Origin of the sequence: Pseudomonas sp. NPDC089395, from assembly GCF_044749525.1 — a bacterium.
Taxonomy (GTDB): Bacteria; Pseudomonadota; Gammaproteobacteria; order Pseudomonadales; family Pseudomonadaceae; genus Aquipseudomonas.
The window spans coordinates 72,034-87,691 of sequence record NZ_JBIVID010000001.1 but is presented as its reverse complement, the minus strand read 5'-3'; the positions used below and the strand labels follow the sequence as shown (position 1 = coordinate 87,691).

General features: G+C 62.7%; 16 protein-coding genes and 1 riboswitch. Of the genes, 7 read left to right on the top strand and 9 right to left on the bottom strand.

Annotated features, from left to right (window positions below; translation table 11 throughout):
* Positions 1-147 precede the first annotated feature (147 nt).
* The 3 genes from ACIPZG_RS00445 to ACIPZG_RS00435 form a co-directional block, all read right to left on the bottom strand.
* Positions 148-1,512: a DUF1329 domain-containing protein gene (locus tag ACIPZG_RS00445; protein ID WP_400709094.1), complete on the bottom strand. Its 1,365-nt coding sequence runs from the start codon at positions 1,510-1,512 to the stop codon at positions 148-150.
* 25 nt (positions 1,513-1,537) lie between these two features.
* Entirely contained in the window at positions 1,538-3,424 is a 1,887-nt protein-coding gene (locus ACIPZG_RS00440; protein ID WP_400709091.1) for a DUF1302 domain-containing protein, read from the bottom strand.
* 330 nt (positions 3,425-3,754) lie between these two features.
* Entirely contained in the window at positions 3,755-5,437 is a 1,683-nt protein-coding gene (locus ACIPZG_RS00435; protein ID WP_400709088.1) for a fatty acid--CoA ligase, read from the bottom strand.
* Positions 5,438-5,599: 162 nt separating this feature from the next.
* On the opposite strand from ACIPZG_RS00435, the gene ACIPZG_RS00430 reads away from it, so the two are divergent.
* The 3 genes from ACIPZG_RS00430 (at position 5,600) to ACIPZG_RS00420 (ending at position 8,450) form a co-directional block, all read left to right on the top strand.
* Entirely contained in the window at positions 5,600-6,565 is a 966-nt protein-coding gene (locus tag ACIPZG_RS00430; protein WP_400709085.1) for a 2-hydroxyacid dehydrogenase, read from the top strand.
* Between the two features lie 54 nt (positions 6,566-6,619).
* Positions 6,620-7,618 (top strand): methyltransferase, encoded by a 999-nt coding sequence (locus ACIPZG_RS00425; protein WP_400639037.1) that lies wholly within the window; start codon positions 6,620-6,622, stop codon positions 7,616-7,618.
* A gap of 39 nt (positions 7,619-7,657) precedes the next feature.
* Positions 7,658-7,777: riboswitch (yybP-ykoY riboswitch) on the top strand.
* A gap of 91 nt (positions 7,778-7,868) precedes the next feature.
* On the top strand, positions 7,869-8,450 hold the full coding sequence (locus ACIPZG_RS00420; protein WP_400710828.1) for a TMEM165/GDT1 family protein: 582 nt from the start codon (positions 7,869-7,871) through the stop codon (positions 8,448-8,450).
* Between the two features lie 38 nt (positions 8,451-8,488).
* Here ACIPZG_RS00420 and ACIPZG_RS00415 read toward each other — a convergent pair whose 3' ends face one another.
* The 4 genes from ACIPZG_RS00415 to ACIPZG_RS00400 all read right to left on the bottom strand — a co-directional run bounded on the left by ACIPZG_RS00415 (position 8,489) and on the right by ACIPZG_RS00400 (position 10,484).
* Positions 8,489-9,304, bottom strand: coding sequence for a M48 family metallopeptidase (locus tag ACIPZG_RS00415; protein WP_400709082.1), 816 nt, complete (start codon positions 9,302-9,304; stop codon positions 8,489-8,491).
* A gap of 101 nt (positions 9,305-9,405) precedes the next feature.
* Complete coding sequence (locus tag ACIPZG_RS00410) at positions 9,406-10,026, bottom strand: SOS response-associated peptidase (protein WP_008096584.1); 621 nt, start codon at positions 10,024-10,026, stop codon at positions 9,406-9,408.
* Between the two features lie 15 nt (positions 10,027-10,041).
* Positions 10,042-10,302 (bottom strand): putative signal transducing protein, encoded by a 261-nt coding sequence (locus ACIPZG_RS00405; RefSeq protein WP_400639036.1) that lies wholly within the window; start codon positions 10,300-10,302, stop codon positions 10,042-10,044.
* Complete coding sequence (locus ACIPZG_RS00400) at positions 10,302-10,484, bottom strand: CPXCG motif-containing cysteine-rich protein (RefSeq protein WP_400639035.1); 183 nt, start codon at positions 10,482-10,484, stop codon at positions 10,302-10,304. The genes ACIPZG_RS00405 and ACIPZG_RS00400 overlap by 1 nt, the downstream gene beginning before the upstream one ends.
* A 122-nt stretch (positions 10,485-10,606) precedes the next feature.
* Between ACIPZG_RS00400 and ACIPZG_RS00395 the strand changes: the two genes are divergently transcribed.
* Positions 10,607-11,776 carry a 1-acyl-sn-glycerol-3-phosphate acyltransferase gene (locus tag ACIPZG_RS00395; protein ID WP_400709079.1) on the top strand — a complete coding sequence of 390 codons (1,170 nt, stop codon included), beginning with the start codon at positions 10,607-10,609 and terminating at the stop codon, positions 11,774-11,776.
* Between the two features lie 105 nt (positions 11,777-11,881).
* Here ACIPZG_RS00395 and ACIPZG_RS00390 read toward each other — a convergent pair whose 3' ends face one another.
* On the bottom strand, positions 11,882-12,142 hold the full coding sequence (locus ACIPZG_RS00390; protein WP_400709076.1) for a hypothetical protein: 261 nt from the start codon (positions 12,140-12,142) through the stop codon (positions 11,882-11,884).
* Between the two features lie 161 nt (positions 12,143-12,303).
* On the opposite strand from ACIPZG_RS00390, the gene ACIPZG_RS00385 reads away from it, so the two are divergent.
* The gene (locus ACIPZG_RS00385; protein WP_400709073.1) at positions 12,304-12,510 is read left to right on the top strand and encodes a hypothetical protein; all 207 of its coding nucleotides are present in this window, start codon (positions 12,304-12,306) and stop codon (positions 12,508-12,510) included.
* Positions 12,511-12,582: 72 nt separating this feature from the next.
* Here ACIPZG_RS00385 and ACIPZG_RS00380 read toward each other — a convergent pair whose 3' ends face one another.
* Entirely contained in the window at positions 12,583-13,167 is a 585-nt protein-coding gene (locus tag ACIPZG_RS00380; protein WP_008099102.1) for a YajG family lipoprotein, read from the bottom strand.
* Between the two features lie 144 nt (positions 13,168-13,311).
* Between ACIPZG_RS00380 and ACIPZG_RS00375 the strand changes: the two genes are divergently transcribed.
* Together ACIPZG_RS00375 and mqo are read left to right on the top strand one after the other, a co-directional pair.
* A complete protein-coding gene (locus tag ACIPZG_RS00375) occupies positions 13,312-13,545 on the top strand; it encodes a hypothetical protein (RefSeq protein ID WP_400709070.1) in 234 nt (77 codons plus the stop codon).
* 603 nt (positions 13,546-14,148) lie between these two features.
* Positions 14,149-15,654, top strand: coding sequence for a malate dehydrogenase (quinone) (gene mqo / locus ACIPZG_RS00370; RefSeq protein ID WP_400709066.1), 1,506 nt, complete (start codon positions 14,149-14,151; stop codon positions 15,652-15,654).
* Positions 15,655-15,658: the final 4 nt, after the last annotated feature.

Below are 15,658 nucleotides of genomic sequence, written 5' to 3'. Positions count from 1 at the left end.
TGCGACAAAAAGCAACTTGGTTGCTGGACAGCGGGCTGGCGCGGGGGTTTGGCGGGGTATTCAGCAGAGTGATTGCCGGAGCAGAACAGAAACGCCCCGGCAAGCCGGGGCGTTCTGGGAGATCACACGGAGTTGCGGGTTATCGACTCAGCGAATACCGGACTGGCGCAGGGCGGCAGGCTGGAAGTCGGCCTTGCTGGCATTGAAGCCGAAGTCGTAGGCACGCTTCTCTTCGTTCTTCATGCCCAGGGCCAGGTAGCGGCCCGACTGCAGGTCGTAGATGGCTTCCAGGGTGTACCACGGCACTTGCACGTTGTAGTAGTCCTGGGCATGCGCCTCGGATACACGCCACAGCTGGTTACGGCCGTCATACTGGTCGATCACCGCGGCCTGCCAGGTGTCTTCGTCGATGTAGAAGTCACGCTTGGCGTAGATGTGCCGTTGGCCCGGCTTGAGCGTCGCGACCACATGCCATACCCGGCGCAGCTCGTAACGGGCCAGATCCTGGTTGATGTGGCCAGCCTTGATGATGTCGCCGTACTTGAGCTTCGGATCGTCGAGCTTGTAGGCGTTCGAGGCGATGTACATCTCCTTCTTGCCTTCGAGCTTCCAGTCGTAACGGTCTGGCGCACCGTTGTACATGTCCAGGTTGTCCGAGGTACGCAGGCCGTCGGCAGCCGTACCCGGGCCATCGTAGGACACTTGCGGCGCCTGGCGCACCCGGCGCTGGCCGGCGTTGTAGATCCACGCCTTGCGCGGTTCCTTGACCTGGTCGAGCGTCTCGTGCACCAGCAGTACGGTACCGGCCAGGCGCGCTGGCGCAGTCACTTCCTGCTTGAAGTAGAAGAGGATGTTGCCCGGGTTGTTCGGGTCGTAATCCTTCATCCTGTCGCGGAACACGAATTGGTCGGCGAAGTACACCAGGCTGTAGGAGCCGTTCTGCTGTGGGGTGGCCTGGGTCACCAGACGGCTGACGCTGCCGCCACGGTAACGGGTGATGTGGTTCCAGATCACCTCCAGCCCGCTTTTGGGAATCGGGAACGGCACGGCGGTCTGGAAGTTGTTCAGCCCGTTGCCACCTTCGACCAGCGTGGTGCTGGTGGCGTTTTTCTTGATGGCGGCGAACACCTCGTCAGGCACGGTGGCGCCACGGTGGGTCTTGTACACCGGGATCTTGAAGGTGTCCGGGTAGCGCTTGAGCATCGCCATCTGGCCCGGCGACAGCTTGTCCTTGTACTGCTCGGCGTTCTGCGCGGTGATGGTGAACAGCGGCTTGTCGCTGCCATAAGGGTCGGAGAGGAACCCCCTGGCATCTACGCTGCCCGCGGTCTTGGACAGTGGCTGCCAAGGGCCGATGGAGCCATCGGCATTGCCGGCCTTCTCCGCGCCCATTGGCGTCAGGGTGCTGCCCAGCTTGGCCGCTTCGTCGGCGGAAACTGCCGCCATGACGCTGCTCGCCAGCAGGGACAGGCCCAGCACACCGGCTTTCAGCAGACTTCTGGTCTTGTTCATGTGGTGTCGTCCTGGATCTGAGTGCTTAGAAGTTCACGCCGAAGCTGAGGGCGACAAAGTCGCGATCATCCACGGTGGTGTACTCGCCATCGAAGAAATTGGTGTACGACAGGCTGGCGGTGTAGGTGTTCTGGTACTCCGCGTCCAGGCCCAGGCTGATGGCCTTGCGGCCTTCCTCGAAGTTGGCGCCAGGGCCCGGCGAGTAGCCGGACACGTCATGCGACCAGGCCACGTTGGGCTTGAGGTTGATCCCGGCGAACACGTCGTTGTAGTCCCAGATGACCCGGGCGCGGTAACCCCAGGAGGTGCTGGTGGTGAAGCCGTCGTTTTCGCAATTGCGGTTCAGGTTGGCGGTCGAGGTACCGGGGCCAGCGCCGGCGATGGTGCTGGCGTTGAGCGCCTGGCAGGTATTGGCGCCACCCGTGGATGGCAGCGGGCCTGGGCCGAACACCGGGTCGCGACCATAACGGGTATCGTGCGCGCTCTCGAGGCCACCGACATGGGTGACGCCCACTTCGCCGACCACGGTCATGCGGCTGGCGCCCATCACCTGGTCGAAGAAGTGCGTCAGGGTGGTCTGGAACTGGGTGATTTCCTTGCGGCGATAGCCGTGCAGGTCTTCGCCCGGGGTGCCGGTGAGCAGCGAAGCGTTGGTCAGCGCACCACCAATAGGGCGCACGCCGGCGAACAGGATATCGGTAGTGTTCAGCTGCACCGGCGCATTAGGCCGGTAGCTGAGCTCACCGCTCCACGCGGTGCCGGTGGGCAGCGTGGTGGAGAAGCTCAGGCCATACAGGCGGATATCCTCGGGGTACTCGACGAAGTACTGCGAGTTGCCCGCCACGATCAACGGTGCCAGCGCACGCAATTGCGGGGGCAGCCTGCTGAGGCTGCCGAACACCGCCGGCGAAGCGCCAGTGGCACTGAAGATCGGCGCGCGGCTGTGGTAGTTCATGAAGTAGGCACCGAACTCGGTGTCCAGCGGCTCGAACATGTAGCGCATGGCCACGCCGAACTGGCCGCTGTCGCGGGCATCGCGGTCAGCGCCACGGGCCACCATCACGCCTTCTTCGTTGATGTCCACGCCCTGGGTGGCGAGGAACTGCTGGGCCGGCACCGGCACGGTACGGCTGCTGTTGAGCACGCGCAGGTTGTTGTTGCAACCATCGGCGATGATGTCGGGCTGGGAGAAGAAGGTGCCGCAGTTGTCGACGACGGTCTGGTCCCATTCGATCTGGTAGAAGGCTTCGGCCGACAGGTTGTCGGTGAGGCTCTGCGAGATGTAGAACATGTTGACCGGAATCAGGCCTTCCTTGATCTCGGCACCTGGGCGGCGGAACGCGGCCACGTCGATCGGGTTGATCGAGTTGATGCCACCGCCGATGAAGGTGCTCTCACCCCAGCTCACTACCTGCTTGCCCAGGCGCACCGAGCCCGGCTGATCGGCGATCGAGTAGTTGTGGTAGACGAAGGCGTCGAGCAGCTGGGCGCCGGAGGACTTGGCGCCTTCCTTGCGGCCGGAATCGCTGATGTCCTTGAACGGACGGCTCTCGTCCTTGAGTTCGAAGTCGTACCAGTACTTGCCCCGCACGAACACGCCGGTGTCGCCGTACTTGAGCTCCAGATCATGGATGCCCTTGAAGATCTTCGAGAAGGTTTCGCCCTTCTTGAAGTTCAGGTGACCATCGTCGGAGGTCTGCGACAGGCCCTTGCCGCCATTGTTGACCCCGATCAGGTTCTGGTTCGGGTTGGCAGTCGACCAGCTGGCCCCGACAGAGAGCGACGAGTCGAACTGGCCTTCGATTTCACCGATGTTGAAACTGACCGCAAAAGCAGGACTTGCGAGCGTGGAAGCAAGGCTGACCGCCAAGGGCAGCTTGGCCCGGCGCCAGAACGTATTTGCAGATGTCATCGACGCTACTCCATGTACTTTTCTTGTTATGGCAGTGAGTCCTTTCAAGAACGGTCCGTGAGACCGGTATGCGGGCTTGCACCCGCGGCGACACATGTTGCACATGTCGCCTTCCCCCATTCCTGAAGTTCCCCTGGCCCCGACTATAGCCAGCAGGCGCAGGTGCTTGATCCCTCTAAAGTGTGATTTGCGAGCTGGGGCGCCATTTACCCCGGTGTTTCCAGTTTGCACGCTGGCAGTGCTGAAGGATGGCGTATTTTTTTCGTTTGGCAAGGATCAAACCGCTCTACCTCGCGGGTCGCGTTCTGTCGCACGCGACCCGCGCTACACCTACACGGTGGACAGGAAGGCGCTGTTACTGGCCTGCCACCGGACGATGTCCTGGCGGATGCGCTTCTTGTCGAGCTTGCCGACACTGGTCTTGGGAATTTCAGTAACAACGGCGATCTGACTGGGAATCGCCCACTTGTTGATATGCCCTTGCTCGACAAAAGGCTTGAGGTGTTCCTTGAGCGATTTGGCATCAATGACCTGGCCGTCACGTGACACCAACAGGGCGAACGGGCGCTCGCCCCATTGCGGATCGGCCACCCCCACCACCGCCACTTCACGCACGGCAGGGTGGCGGCTGATCAGGTCCTCGAGGTCGAGTGACGAGATCCACTCGCCACCGGTCTTGATGACATCCTTGATGCGGTCACGAATATCGATGTAGCCCATGCCGTCCAGCGTGGCGACGTCGCCGGTGTGCAGCCAGCCACCCTGCCACAGCTCTTCGCTCTTCTGCGGCTCCTTGAAGTAACCCATGGTCAGCCAGGGCGCACGCAACACCAGTTCGCCCTGGGTCTCGCCATCGGCCGGCAGGAAGTTGCCATCGCCATCGACGATCGCCGCCTCCACCAACGGCACCGGCACGCCGGCCTTGATCCGGTAGGTGACGCGCTCGTCCTCGCTGCCGGCCTGCAGTTCATCGTTGAGGTGCGCGGCGGAGATCAGCGGGCAGGTTTCGGACATGCCGTAGGCCGCCGTCAGCTGGATGCCACGGGCCAGGGCGGCCTGGTACAGCGAGCGGTTGAGCGCGCTGCCGCCGATGATGATCTTCCAGCCGCCGAAGTCCTCGCCCTGCGAACTTGGGCAGTTGAGCAGCATCTGCAGGATGGTCGGTACGCAGTGGGAGAAGGTGACCTTCTCCTCACGCCACAGCTTGACCAGCATGTCCGGCTCGTAACGCCCGGGGTAGACCTGCTTCATGCCCAGCATGGTCGCAGCGTAGGGAATGCCCCAGGCATGTACGTGGAACATCGGCGTGATCGGCATGTAGACGTCGTTGCTGCCGAGCAGGCGCACACTGTCGATGCTGCCGGTAACCGACGCCTCGGCGAGGGTGTGCAGCACCAGCTGGCGATGGGTGAAGTACACCCCCTTCGGGTTGCCGGTGGTGCCGGTGGTGTAGAAGGTGGTGGCCACCGAGTTTTCGTCGAAGTCCGGGAAGTCGTACTGGGGGCTGGCTGCAGCGAGCAGTTGCTCGTATTCGCCCACCAGGTTGGGCAGCTCGGCCGTCTTCGACTCGCCATCGGTCAGCAGCAAGGTCTTGTCGACCGTGGTCAGTTGCCCGGCAATGCCCTGGTAGAGCCCGACGAAGTCGCTGTTGACCAGTACCACGCGGTCTTCGGCGTGGTTCATGGTGTAGAGGATCTGCTCGGGTGACAGGCGCACGTTGATGGTGTGCACCACCGCGCCGATCATCGGGATGGCGAACATGCATTCGAGGTAGCGGTGGCTGTCCCAATCCATCACCGCCACCGTGTCGCCAGCCTTGACCCCGGCCTCGGTCAGCACGTTGGCCAGGCGTGCGATGCGCTCGTTGAGTTGTGGATAAGTCAGCCGCAGCTGGTCGCGGTAGACGATTTCGCGGGTCTTCTCGTAACGGCTGCCAGACATCAGCAGGCGCTTGATCAACAGGGGGAATGAATAGGCGCCCTCGGCGGGCTTGATGATGCGGGTCTGCAGCATGGGTATCCCTTCTTGAAAAGCGAGCCGGACAAGTCTGGCATCTACTGTAGTTCGCCAATGTGACGACCAAATCAGCCGAAGGAATGATTTGGCTGCAGAAGGTATGAGTGGCATTGTGCGGATTGACCGATCACCCCCGTCAATGCCTCTGGAGCCTTACCGATGCCCAGCCCGCGTCGCGCCGTGTTTCTCGATCACCAGTCCCTGGACCTCGGTGACCTCGACCTGTCCCCGCTGCACGATCAGTTCGACGAACTGCAGCTGTTCGCCTCGACCCGCCCCGAGCAGGTGGCCGACCGCCTGCAGGGCGCCGTCGCAGTGGTGAGCAACAAGGTCATGCTCGACGCCGAGGCCCTGGCAGCCAACCCCCAGCTCAAGCTGATCCTGGTGGCCGCCACCGGCACCAACAACGTCGACCTGGCGGCGGCCCGCGCCCAAGGCATCACCGTGTGCAACTGCCAAGGCTATGGCACGCCCTCGGTGGCGCAACACACCATCGCCCTGTTACTGGCCCTGGCCACACGCCTGTGCGACTACAACCGGGCGGTGGCAGATGGGCAATGGGCCAAGGCCAGCCAGTTCTGCCTACTGGATTACCCAATCGTCGAACTGGAGGGCAAAACCCTTGGCCTGCTTGGCCATGGCGAGCTCGGGGGCGCTGTCGCGCGGCTGGCCGAGGCCTTTGGCATGCGCGTACTGAGTGGTCAGATCCCCGGCCGTCCGGCGCGCGACGACCGGCTGCCGCTGGACGAACTGCTGCCGCAGGTGGATGCCCTGACCCTGCACTGCCCCCTCAACGAACACACCCGCCACATGATCGGTGCCCGCGAACTGGCGTCGCTCAAGCCGGGTGCGCTGGTGGTCAATACCGCCCGGGGTGGCCTGATCGACGAGCAAGCGTTGGCGGACGCCCTGCGCAACGGCCATCTGGGCGGCGCCGCCACCGACGTCCTGAGCGTCGAGCCGCCGGTCGGTGGCAACCCGCTGCTGGCCCAGGACATCCCAGGCCTGGTCATTACCCCGCACAGCGCCTGGGGCGCAGTGGAGTCGCGCCAGCGCATCGTCGGCCAGCTCAGCGAGAACGCCCAAGCCTTCTTCGCCGGCCAGCCGCGCCGCGTGGTCTGCTGAGCGTCGCGGTCGGCTCTGCTACACTGCGCCACTTTTTTCAGGAGGCGTCTGTCCATGGACCCGCGCAGTGAAGTGTTGCTCCGCCAGGCGGACCTGTTCCAGGGTCCGCTGCTGCTCGCCGGCGCCCCCGCCGACGACCTGCTTGGCCAACTGCCCAAGGCCCATGGCTGGACCTGGCATGCGGGTGATCAGGCCATGCTCGACAGCCGCTTCGCCGGGCGCAGCCATTACAGCGTCGAGGCGCCGCCTGTCGCTTTCGAAGCAGCCGTTCTGTTCCTGCCCAAATCCCGAGAACTGGCGGCGTACCTGCTCAATGCCCTGGCCTCGCGCCTGGGCGGCCGTGAACTTTACCTGGTGGGCGAAAAGCGCGGTGGCATCGAAGGCGCAGCCAAGCAGCTGCAGGCTTTCGGCAAGCCACGCAAGCTCGACAGCGCCCGGCACTGCCAGCTGTGGCAGGTCACCGTGGAGAATGCGCCTGAAGCCAAGCCGCTGGAGAGCCTGGCCGAACGCTTCACCCTCGATCTGGAGGACGGCCCGCTGCAGGTGGTGAGCCTGCCCGGCGTATTCAGCCACGGCCGCCTGGACCGCGGCACGGCGCTGTTGCTCAAGCACCTGGACAATCTGCCGGTCGGCCATGTGCTGGACTTCGGCTGCGGCGCCGGCGTGCTCGGGGCAACGGTCAAGCGGCGTTATCCACAGAGCCAGGTCACCTTGCTGGATGTGGATGCCTTCGCCGTGGCTGCCAGCCGCCTGACCTTGGCGGCCAACCAGCTGGAAGGCCAGGTCATCAGCGGTGACGGCATCGACGCGGCCCCCCGCGACCTGAGCCTGATTCTGAGCAACCCGCCGTTCCATACGGGTGTGCACACCAACTACCAGGCCTCGGAAAACCTGCTGAAAAAATCAGGCGAACATCTGCGAAAAGGGGGGGAAATGCGTTTGGTTGCCAACAGCTTCCTGCGCTACCAGCCGCTGATCGAAGGGGCTTTGGGCAACTGCCAGACCTGCGCTGAAGCCGATGGCTTTCGCATATACCGGGCAACCCGCGGATAAAAACAGGGCTTGCCGAAACCGTTTCGGCTAGGCAGAATCCGCTCCGTCCTAGGGGAGTAGTCTCCCGCGAGCGCCCTGCTCGCCCGGCACGCGTCAACACACTTGGCCCACAGGCCATGGCGCGTGCGACCCACGATCTGCGCAGACAGATCCAGGGTTTGACAAGACCTATGACACGCACACCTTACCCGGGGCGGGGAGGCTGTACGTGTCATAGCCGTGTCGACCCGCCCCCGTAGGAAACCTGATGCTGGAATCTCTGTTGGTCCCCACCGCAATCGTCGCCCTCGCCGAAATTGGCGACAAGACGCAATTGCTCGCGCTCATTCTCGCTGCACGCTTCCGCAAACCCTGGCCGATCATCGCGGGCATCATCGCCGCTACCTTGGCCAACCATGCCGCCGCGGGTGCAGTAGGTGCCTGGGTCAGTGGGTTCTTCAGCGCGACGACGCTGCACTGGATCCTTGCCGCGAGCTTCGCTGCCACGGCGCTGTGGACGCTGGTGCCGGACAAGATGGATGACGACGAGAACCCGGCGCGCCGCTTCGGCCCGTTCCTCACCACGCTGATTGCGTTCTTCCTGGCCGAGATCGGCGACAAGACCCAGGTCGCCACGGTGATGCTGGCAGCTCAGTATCCGCACCTGATCATGGTCATCATCGGTACCACCCTGGGCATGCTGATCGCCAACGTGCCGGTGGTGCTGGCGGGTAACTTTGCCGCAGAGAAACTGCCACTGACACTGATTCGCCGCCTGGCGTCGGCCGCCTTCTTCGTGTTGGCGATCGTGGCGGTGTATTCGGCAATGAAGGCCAGTGGTTGGGTGGGGTAACGGGGGAAATCGGGGCCGCTTTGCGGCCCCAGGCGCACTTACTTCTTGGCCGCTTCGTACAACGGCATCACCTTCGGAATCGCAGCCTGCAGCGAAGCGATCCGGCTTTCGGACGCCGGGTGAGTGCTCATGAACTCAGGCGGCGCACCCTCGGAGGCCTTGCTCATCTTGTTCCACAGAGTGATCGCGGCATTCGGGTCGTAGCCCGCACGCGCCGACAGCTCCAGCCCGATCAGGTCGGCTTCGTTCTCGTTGGCACGGCTGTTGGGCAAGGTCATGGCGTAGTTCACCACCTGGTCTGCCAGCGCAATGCTGCTCTGGCCAAGACCGAACAGCGCACCGGCGCCCTGACGGGCCATTTCCACGCCATACGCCTTGGACATCGCTTCACGGCTGTGCTCGCGCAAGGCGTGGGCAATTTCGTGACCGACCACGGCGGCGATCTCGGCATCGGTCAGCTTGAGCTGATCGATCAGGCCGGTGTAGACGATGATCTTGCCGCCAGGGCCGCAGTTGGCATTGAGCTCATCACTCTTGATCACGTTGACTTCCCATTGCCACTGCGCGGCATCCGGGCGGAACTTCGGCGCTTGGGCAATCAAGCGATCAGCGATGACCTGAACGCGCTTGGCATCGGCGCTGGACTTGTCCAGCACACCCTTTTTCGACGCCTCACCAAGGGTCTGCTGGTACGACTGGGCGTACATCTGGTTGACCTCATCGGTCGAGAGCATGCTGAACATGTACTGTTTGCGCTCGACGCCGACAGCACCGCCGCTGGTGGTGTTCACCGCTTGGCAGCCGGCTAGCAGGATGCCAGCACTCAACAGACTGACGACAAAAGACTTACGCATGAAAACACTCCCTGGATACATGGGCAGTATCCTAGGCCGAGTCGCGAGGGGCCGCCATAGCCGCAGGGAAGAATTTTGCCAGGCCTGGCGCGACCTTCACATCAGGCCGGAGTCAGGCATTCCGGGGCATCCAGCCCGGGATCATTGACGAAATTGGCCAGCGCCCGCTCGCGCAGCGTGGCCGGAGGACTGGCCAGCAGTTCATGTAGCCGCGGCAAAGGGGTTTCGGCGTCGAGCCAGGCCGCCTGCCCTGCTTCATCGAGGATCAGCGGTCGGCGCTGATTCATCGCCGCCTGAGTCACCACCGCGCAACTCAGCCACACCTGGTCCTGCACCGGATACGCCTCCCACACCGCCGCGAAACACAACGTAGAGCCTTCCCCTGGGGTCAGCCAGTAGGGGCGTTTGCGCACCGTTCCGCGCCACTCGTAGAAACCATTGGCCGGCATCAGGCAACGGCGCTGACGGAATGCTTCGCGGAACATCGGCTGTTCGGCCAAGGTTTCGGCCCGGGCGTGCGCCGGCGTTCGGGAGAGGTCGGTGAGCCAGGCCGGCGTCAGCCCCCAGCGCGCCTTGGCCAGCTGCATCTGGCCGTCGAGCTGGCGCTGGATCAGTACCGAGGCACCTGGCGAGATGTTCCACTGCGCGGGCTGGCCGACAGGAAAACCTGGCAGCCCGGCAATTGCCTGGGGCCAGCGAAACAGGGCATAGCGTCCACACATGAGCGAATTAAGAACCTAGCAGATCAAGGTACCGGGATAACTCTCCGGTTCGTCGCCGGCAAGCGGCTGGGCTCCATTGTACGCATCGATCAGCTGCCGCGCGTAACCGGCCTGCTCATCGGGCACTGCCAGTCCAAGCAGGCCCTGCAGCGGCAACTCACCCGCAGCGCCCATCAGGTCACGACCGACCAGGTGCACCTCGATGCCCTCGCTGGCCAGCATACCGACCAGCATTTCAGCCTCCAGCAGGTTTTCCGGTTCGTAGATCCGCTGCATCAGTCATTCTCGCCATAGACGTCCAGCATCCACTCTTCACCATGCACCTGCAGCACGAAGCGAATAGGCTTGCAGCACACCTGACAGTCCTCTATGTACTCCTGGTCTCCCCCGGACAAATCCACAGTGGTTTCGACTTCCTCGCCACAATAGGGGCAATCGTAGATCGCTTGTTCGAGCATCGCGGCCTCCGGGGTGACTTTTGCGTATAATTGCCGGTCTGTTTACAGGGCTTGCGTGTGTCCGAGCCGTTTTTCGGGCCCCACCCCTACCTTATTACCCTAGCCGTTTCCAACAAGAGAGCATGATGGGCGAATTCGATGCCATCCGACCGTACGACGACGCTGAGGTCCCTGCCGTTCTGGCACGCCTGCTCAGCGACCCGGCATTCCTCGATATCCTCACCCACTTCCGCTTCCCGCGCGCCGCAGGCGCCCTCGGCTGGCTGCTCAAGCCACTGATCGCCCGTCGCCTGCGCAAGGAGTTCGCCGGTGTCACCTGCGTCTCCACCCTGCAGGACAAGGTCGAGTATTACGTCGACCAGACCATCGAGCGCGCCACGGACGGCGTCACCTACTCCGGTGTCGAACAGCTCAAGTCGGGGACTGCCTACCTGTTCCTGGCCAATCACCGCGACATCGTCATGGATCCGGCTTTCGTCAACTACGCGGTGTACCACGCGGGCCTGCCGACGCCGCGCATCGCCATCGGCGATAACTTGCTGCAAAAGCCGTTCGTCAGCGACATGATGCGCCTGAACAAAAGCTTCATCGTTCACCGCTCGATCACCGGTCGGCGTGAGAAGCTCGCGGCCTACCAGTTGCTGTCGGCCTACATCAACCATTCGATCCGCAACGACGGCACTTCGATCTGGATCGCCCAGGCCGAAGGGCGGGCCAAGGATGGTGACGACCGCACCGACTCGGCGATCCTCAAGATGTTCCACATGAGCCGCAAGGACGAGCCGTTCGGTGCCGTGATCCAGAGCCTGAACCTGATCCCGGTGTCGATCAGCTACGAGTACGACCCTTGCGACCAGGCCAAGGCGCGCGAGCTGTACATCCGCGCCACGACCGGCACCTACAAGAAGGCCCCGGGCGAGGACGACAACAGCATCGCCAAGGGCATTACTGGCTACAAGGGCCGCGTGCACATCAACTTCTCCGCGCCTGTCACCGGCTTCTTCGAAGACACCAAGCAGCTGGCCCTGGAGATCGACCGGCAAATCCTGGGTGGCTACCGGTTGTTCCCGGTGCACTACCTGGCCTACGCGATGTGGAGCGAGAAGGACGAGGCGCTGCAGGTGCCGAGTGCCGAGAAGGTGTTCCCGGCAGCGGAGCTTGCGAAGGCCAAGGAGGAATGGCAGCGCCGCCTGGACGCTTGCCCTGAGGAGCAGCGGCCTTATCTGGTGTTGCAGTATGCAACACCGGTGCGCAATCAGTATCAGGTCAAGCTACAGGCGCCGGTGGCCTGACCTGCTGGGGCTGCGTTGCAGCCCAATCGCCGGCAAGCCGGCTCCCACATGTACGGCGGTGTCTTTGTGGGAGCCGGCTTGCCGGCGATTGGGTCGACGTGGATATCAGATCCAGGTACTGAACCAGGACAGCAGCAACGCCATGGCCAGGCAGGAAAAACCAAGGATGTAGTAGTAACGCGGCACCCGCTGGTCGAACGCATCCACCACCCCTTCATCCACTGCCAGACTCTCACGACTGACGGCCTCGCGGCGTCGTGCGCTGTGCAGCAGCAACCCGCCCGGGCAGGTCATCACCAGCGCCAGCAAATTGATCAGTTTGGTTGGGTGGGCAGACAGAAAGCCCCAGAGCACTTGCAAGGACATCACGCGACCTCGGATAGAACGACAGCGAAGGCCGGCATTCTACCGAAGTCCACCCGTGGTGCCCGGTTTTGGCGACCAAGTGCCACTAAATTTCATCTGTCACACGCTCGTCATCAGAACAGGCCACCCTGTCGGCCTCTTCTTAGCAACGGAGTTTGCTCATGCTGCACGCCGAAAACCAGGACCGCCTCTATCTCGTGGCGCAGAGCGATGAGCAGCAGGCGCTGATCGACGGTTTCGCCATCAATGTCCAGGACCGCCAGTGGCTGGTCTACTGTGCCTTGGGCGGGCATGCGCATGAGCACCTGCCAGAGGTGGATCTACAGACTGGCTTGAGCGTGCTGGATTTCTACAACGAAGCGGCTTGAAACCCGTTCAGACAAAATAAAAAGCCCGCTGCCTGTAACCCAGGCAGCGGGCTTTTCAATTCAGCGCGAAGATTACTCGCCCAGCACCTGACCGATGGTCGGGTCCTTGAACAAGCGGGTCAACGCATCGCTCAACACATCACCCACCAGCTTGGTGTTGGTTTCCTGATTCGGCGCCATGCCGAAGCGCTGGTCCAGCGAAGCACCATAGCGACCGCTGTAACGGCGGTTGGCGTTGGACACGTCGGCACGGAAGGTGGCGCCAATGGTGGCCTCGGTCACGTACAGGTTGTCCTTGGGCGACTGGTACTTGAGTTCAGCCAGGGTCACGGTCAACTGCGGCGCGTTGGAGGCGTTTGGTGTCGGGGTGAAGCCCAGCAGGCGCACGGCAGCTTCGGCCTGGGCTTGCAGCTTGGGCACGACATCATTGCCACTGACGCTGATGGTGCTGGTTTCAGGGTACATGCCACCCCGAGTACCCAGCGACTGCGAAGCCCGGCCATCGACCACCTTGACCACCACCGGCTGGCCGTGGCCGACCGGGGCGAGCTGGGCATTGAGCTTGGGTTGCGGGCTGAGTTGTTGCGGGCTGTGGGCACAACCGGCCAGGCTGAGGCTGGCTACGGCGATCAAACCGAACAACAGTCGTTGCAACATGCGCGTTTCTCCAGAAAATGCGGCAAAGGCCCACAGTATACCTAGCCAGGGGCTGACCAGTCATCGGTCCGCCCCGCTTGTCACAATCGTTTCATGGCCCCGCCGCTATCCTTGCGCCAGCCTAAACGCACAGGACTCGCTGCCATGGCCTCGCTCTGGAACCTGCTCTTGCAACGCCCGCGCGACAACTGCTTTGCCCGCCTCGATGACGCTGGCAAATGCCTGGCTTTCAAGCAATGCAGCCAATTACCGGAAGGCAGCGGCTGGGTCCAGATCGGCGAAATCCGCTTGGCCTGGCTAGGCCGCGAGTTGCCCGCCGAAGCCCGAATTTGCACCCGTGCAAGCCATCACTGGCAGCAGCGCAGCCTCCCCGCCTGACAAACGCAGCAATAAAAACCACGATTTACGACCTTTCTGTCCGCGACATCGCTATAATCTCCCCCCGATTATAAGGACGTCTCCTGATCGGGCCCCGCATTTGCCGTTTGACCCCGGCACCTTCAACGCTTCGCCCACAGAGAGCCTTCCACTCAGGTCTTGCATCGGCTGTCGTGCCTGCTTTTCCGGCCCTTCGCACTGCATGAACCTATGGGTTGCCATCGCGCATTCCCCTTTTGAGGTTCACGACTCCAAAAGAGCGTGAAAAAACGGTTTTTCACAACTTCACGAGAGTGTGGCGAGCAATGAACAGTCTGGCATGTGCAAAAGCGACAGATGTGTCCCTAACAGCCCTGAACAGGCGGCTAAAACGCTCATTCCCCATGGGTAATTGAGGCCGCTCCCATAGCGCACGCACGACACCTTGACCATAAGTCGAATTGCCGCACCCGTGGCAAACGGCGTTCAATACTCGAACCCGAAGACTGATTGGCGGTGTCCGCGGAAGTTGCAAGAACTGCGAAGAGTCGGACATGGCGATCCTGGTCACCCTGGGGTCCTATGCTGTCAATTAGGTAGCTGTAGATTGTGGAGACGCGTTAAATGGCGCAGAACGAATCGGTTGATGTGGTACTGGTAGGCGCGGGCATCATGAGTGCCACCCTGGCCGTACTGCTCAAGGAGCTCGACCCGACCCTCAAGCTGGAGGTCGTCGAGGCGATGGACTCCGGGGCCGCGGAAAGCTCCAACCCCTGGAACAACGCAGGTACCGGCCACGCCGGCCTGTGCGAGCTTAACTACACGCCTCAGGCCGCCGATGGCAGCATCGATATCAAGAAGGCCGTGCACATCAATACCCAGTTCGAGGTTTCGCGCCAGTTCTGGGCCTACCTGAGCAAAAAAGGCAATTTCGGCTCGGCCCGTGCCTTTATCAACCCGGTCCCGCACCTGAGCTACGTCGAAGGTGACAAGGGTGTGTCCTTCCTCAAGAAGCGCTTCGAGCTGCTCAAGCAGCACCACGCCTTCACCGAGATGGAATACACCGAAGACCAGGCGGTGATGAAGGACTGGATACCGCTGATGATGCCAGGCCGTCCGGCCGACCAGCGCATCGCCGCCACCCGCGTGACGAAAGGCACCGACGTCAACTTCGGCGCCTTGACCAACAAGCTGCTCAAGGTGCTGGCTGACGCGCCGGACGCGCAGGTCAAGTACAGCAAGAAAGTGGTTGGCCTGCGCCGTAACGGCAGCGGCTGGACCGTGAGCATCAAGGACGTCAACAGCGGCGGCAGCCGTGAAGTCGACGCCCGCTTCGTGTTCCTCGGCGCCGGTGGCGCGGCACTGCCGTTGCTGCAACTGTCCGGCATCCCGGAGAGCAAAGGCTTCGGCGGCTTCCCGGTCAGTGGCCAGTGGCTGCGTTGCGACAACCCGGAAATCGTCAAGCAGCACCAGGCCAAGGTCTACAGCCAAGCCGCGGTCGGTGCGCCGCCGATGTCGGTACCGCACCTGGACACCCGTGTGGTGGACGGCAAGACCTCGCTGCTGTTCGGCCCGTACGCAGGCTTCACCACCAAGTTCCTCAAGCACGGTTCGTTGATGGATCTGCCGCTGTCGGTGCGCATGGGCAACATCGGTCCGATGCTGGCCGTGGCCCGCGACAACATGGACCTGACCAAGTACCTGGTCAGCGAAGTGATGCAGTCGATGGAACAGCGCCTGGAATCCCTGCGCCGCTTCTACCCAGAGGCCAAAGCAGAGGACTGGCGCCTGGAAGTGGCCGGCCAGCGCGTGCAGATCATCAAGAAAGACCCGAAGAAAGGCGGCATCCTGCAGTTCGGTACCGAGCTGGTCTCGGCTCAGGACGGCAGCCTGGCGGCACTGCTCGGCGCCTCGCCGGGTGCTTCGGTGACCGTGTCGATCATGCTTGAGCTGATCGAACGCTGCTTCCCCGAGCAGGCCAAAGGTGCCTGGGCTGCCAAGCTCAAGGAAATCTTCCCGGCTCGCGAGAAGATCCTGGCTACCGATGCTGCCCTGTACCGCAAGATCAGCGCCGAAAACGATGTGGCGCTGGAACTGGTGGAAGACAGCCCGGCCAAGCATTACGCCTGAACTG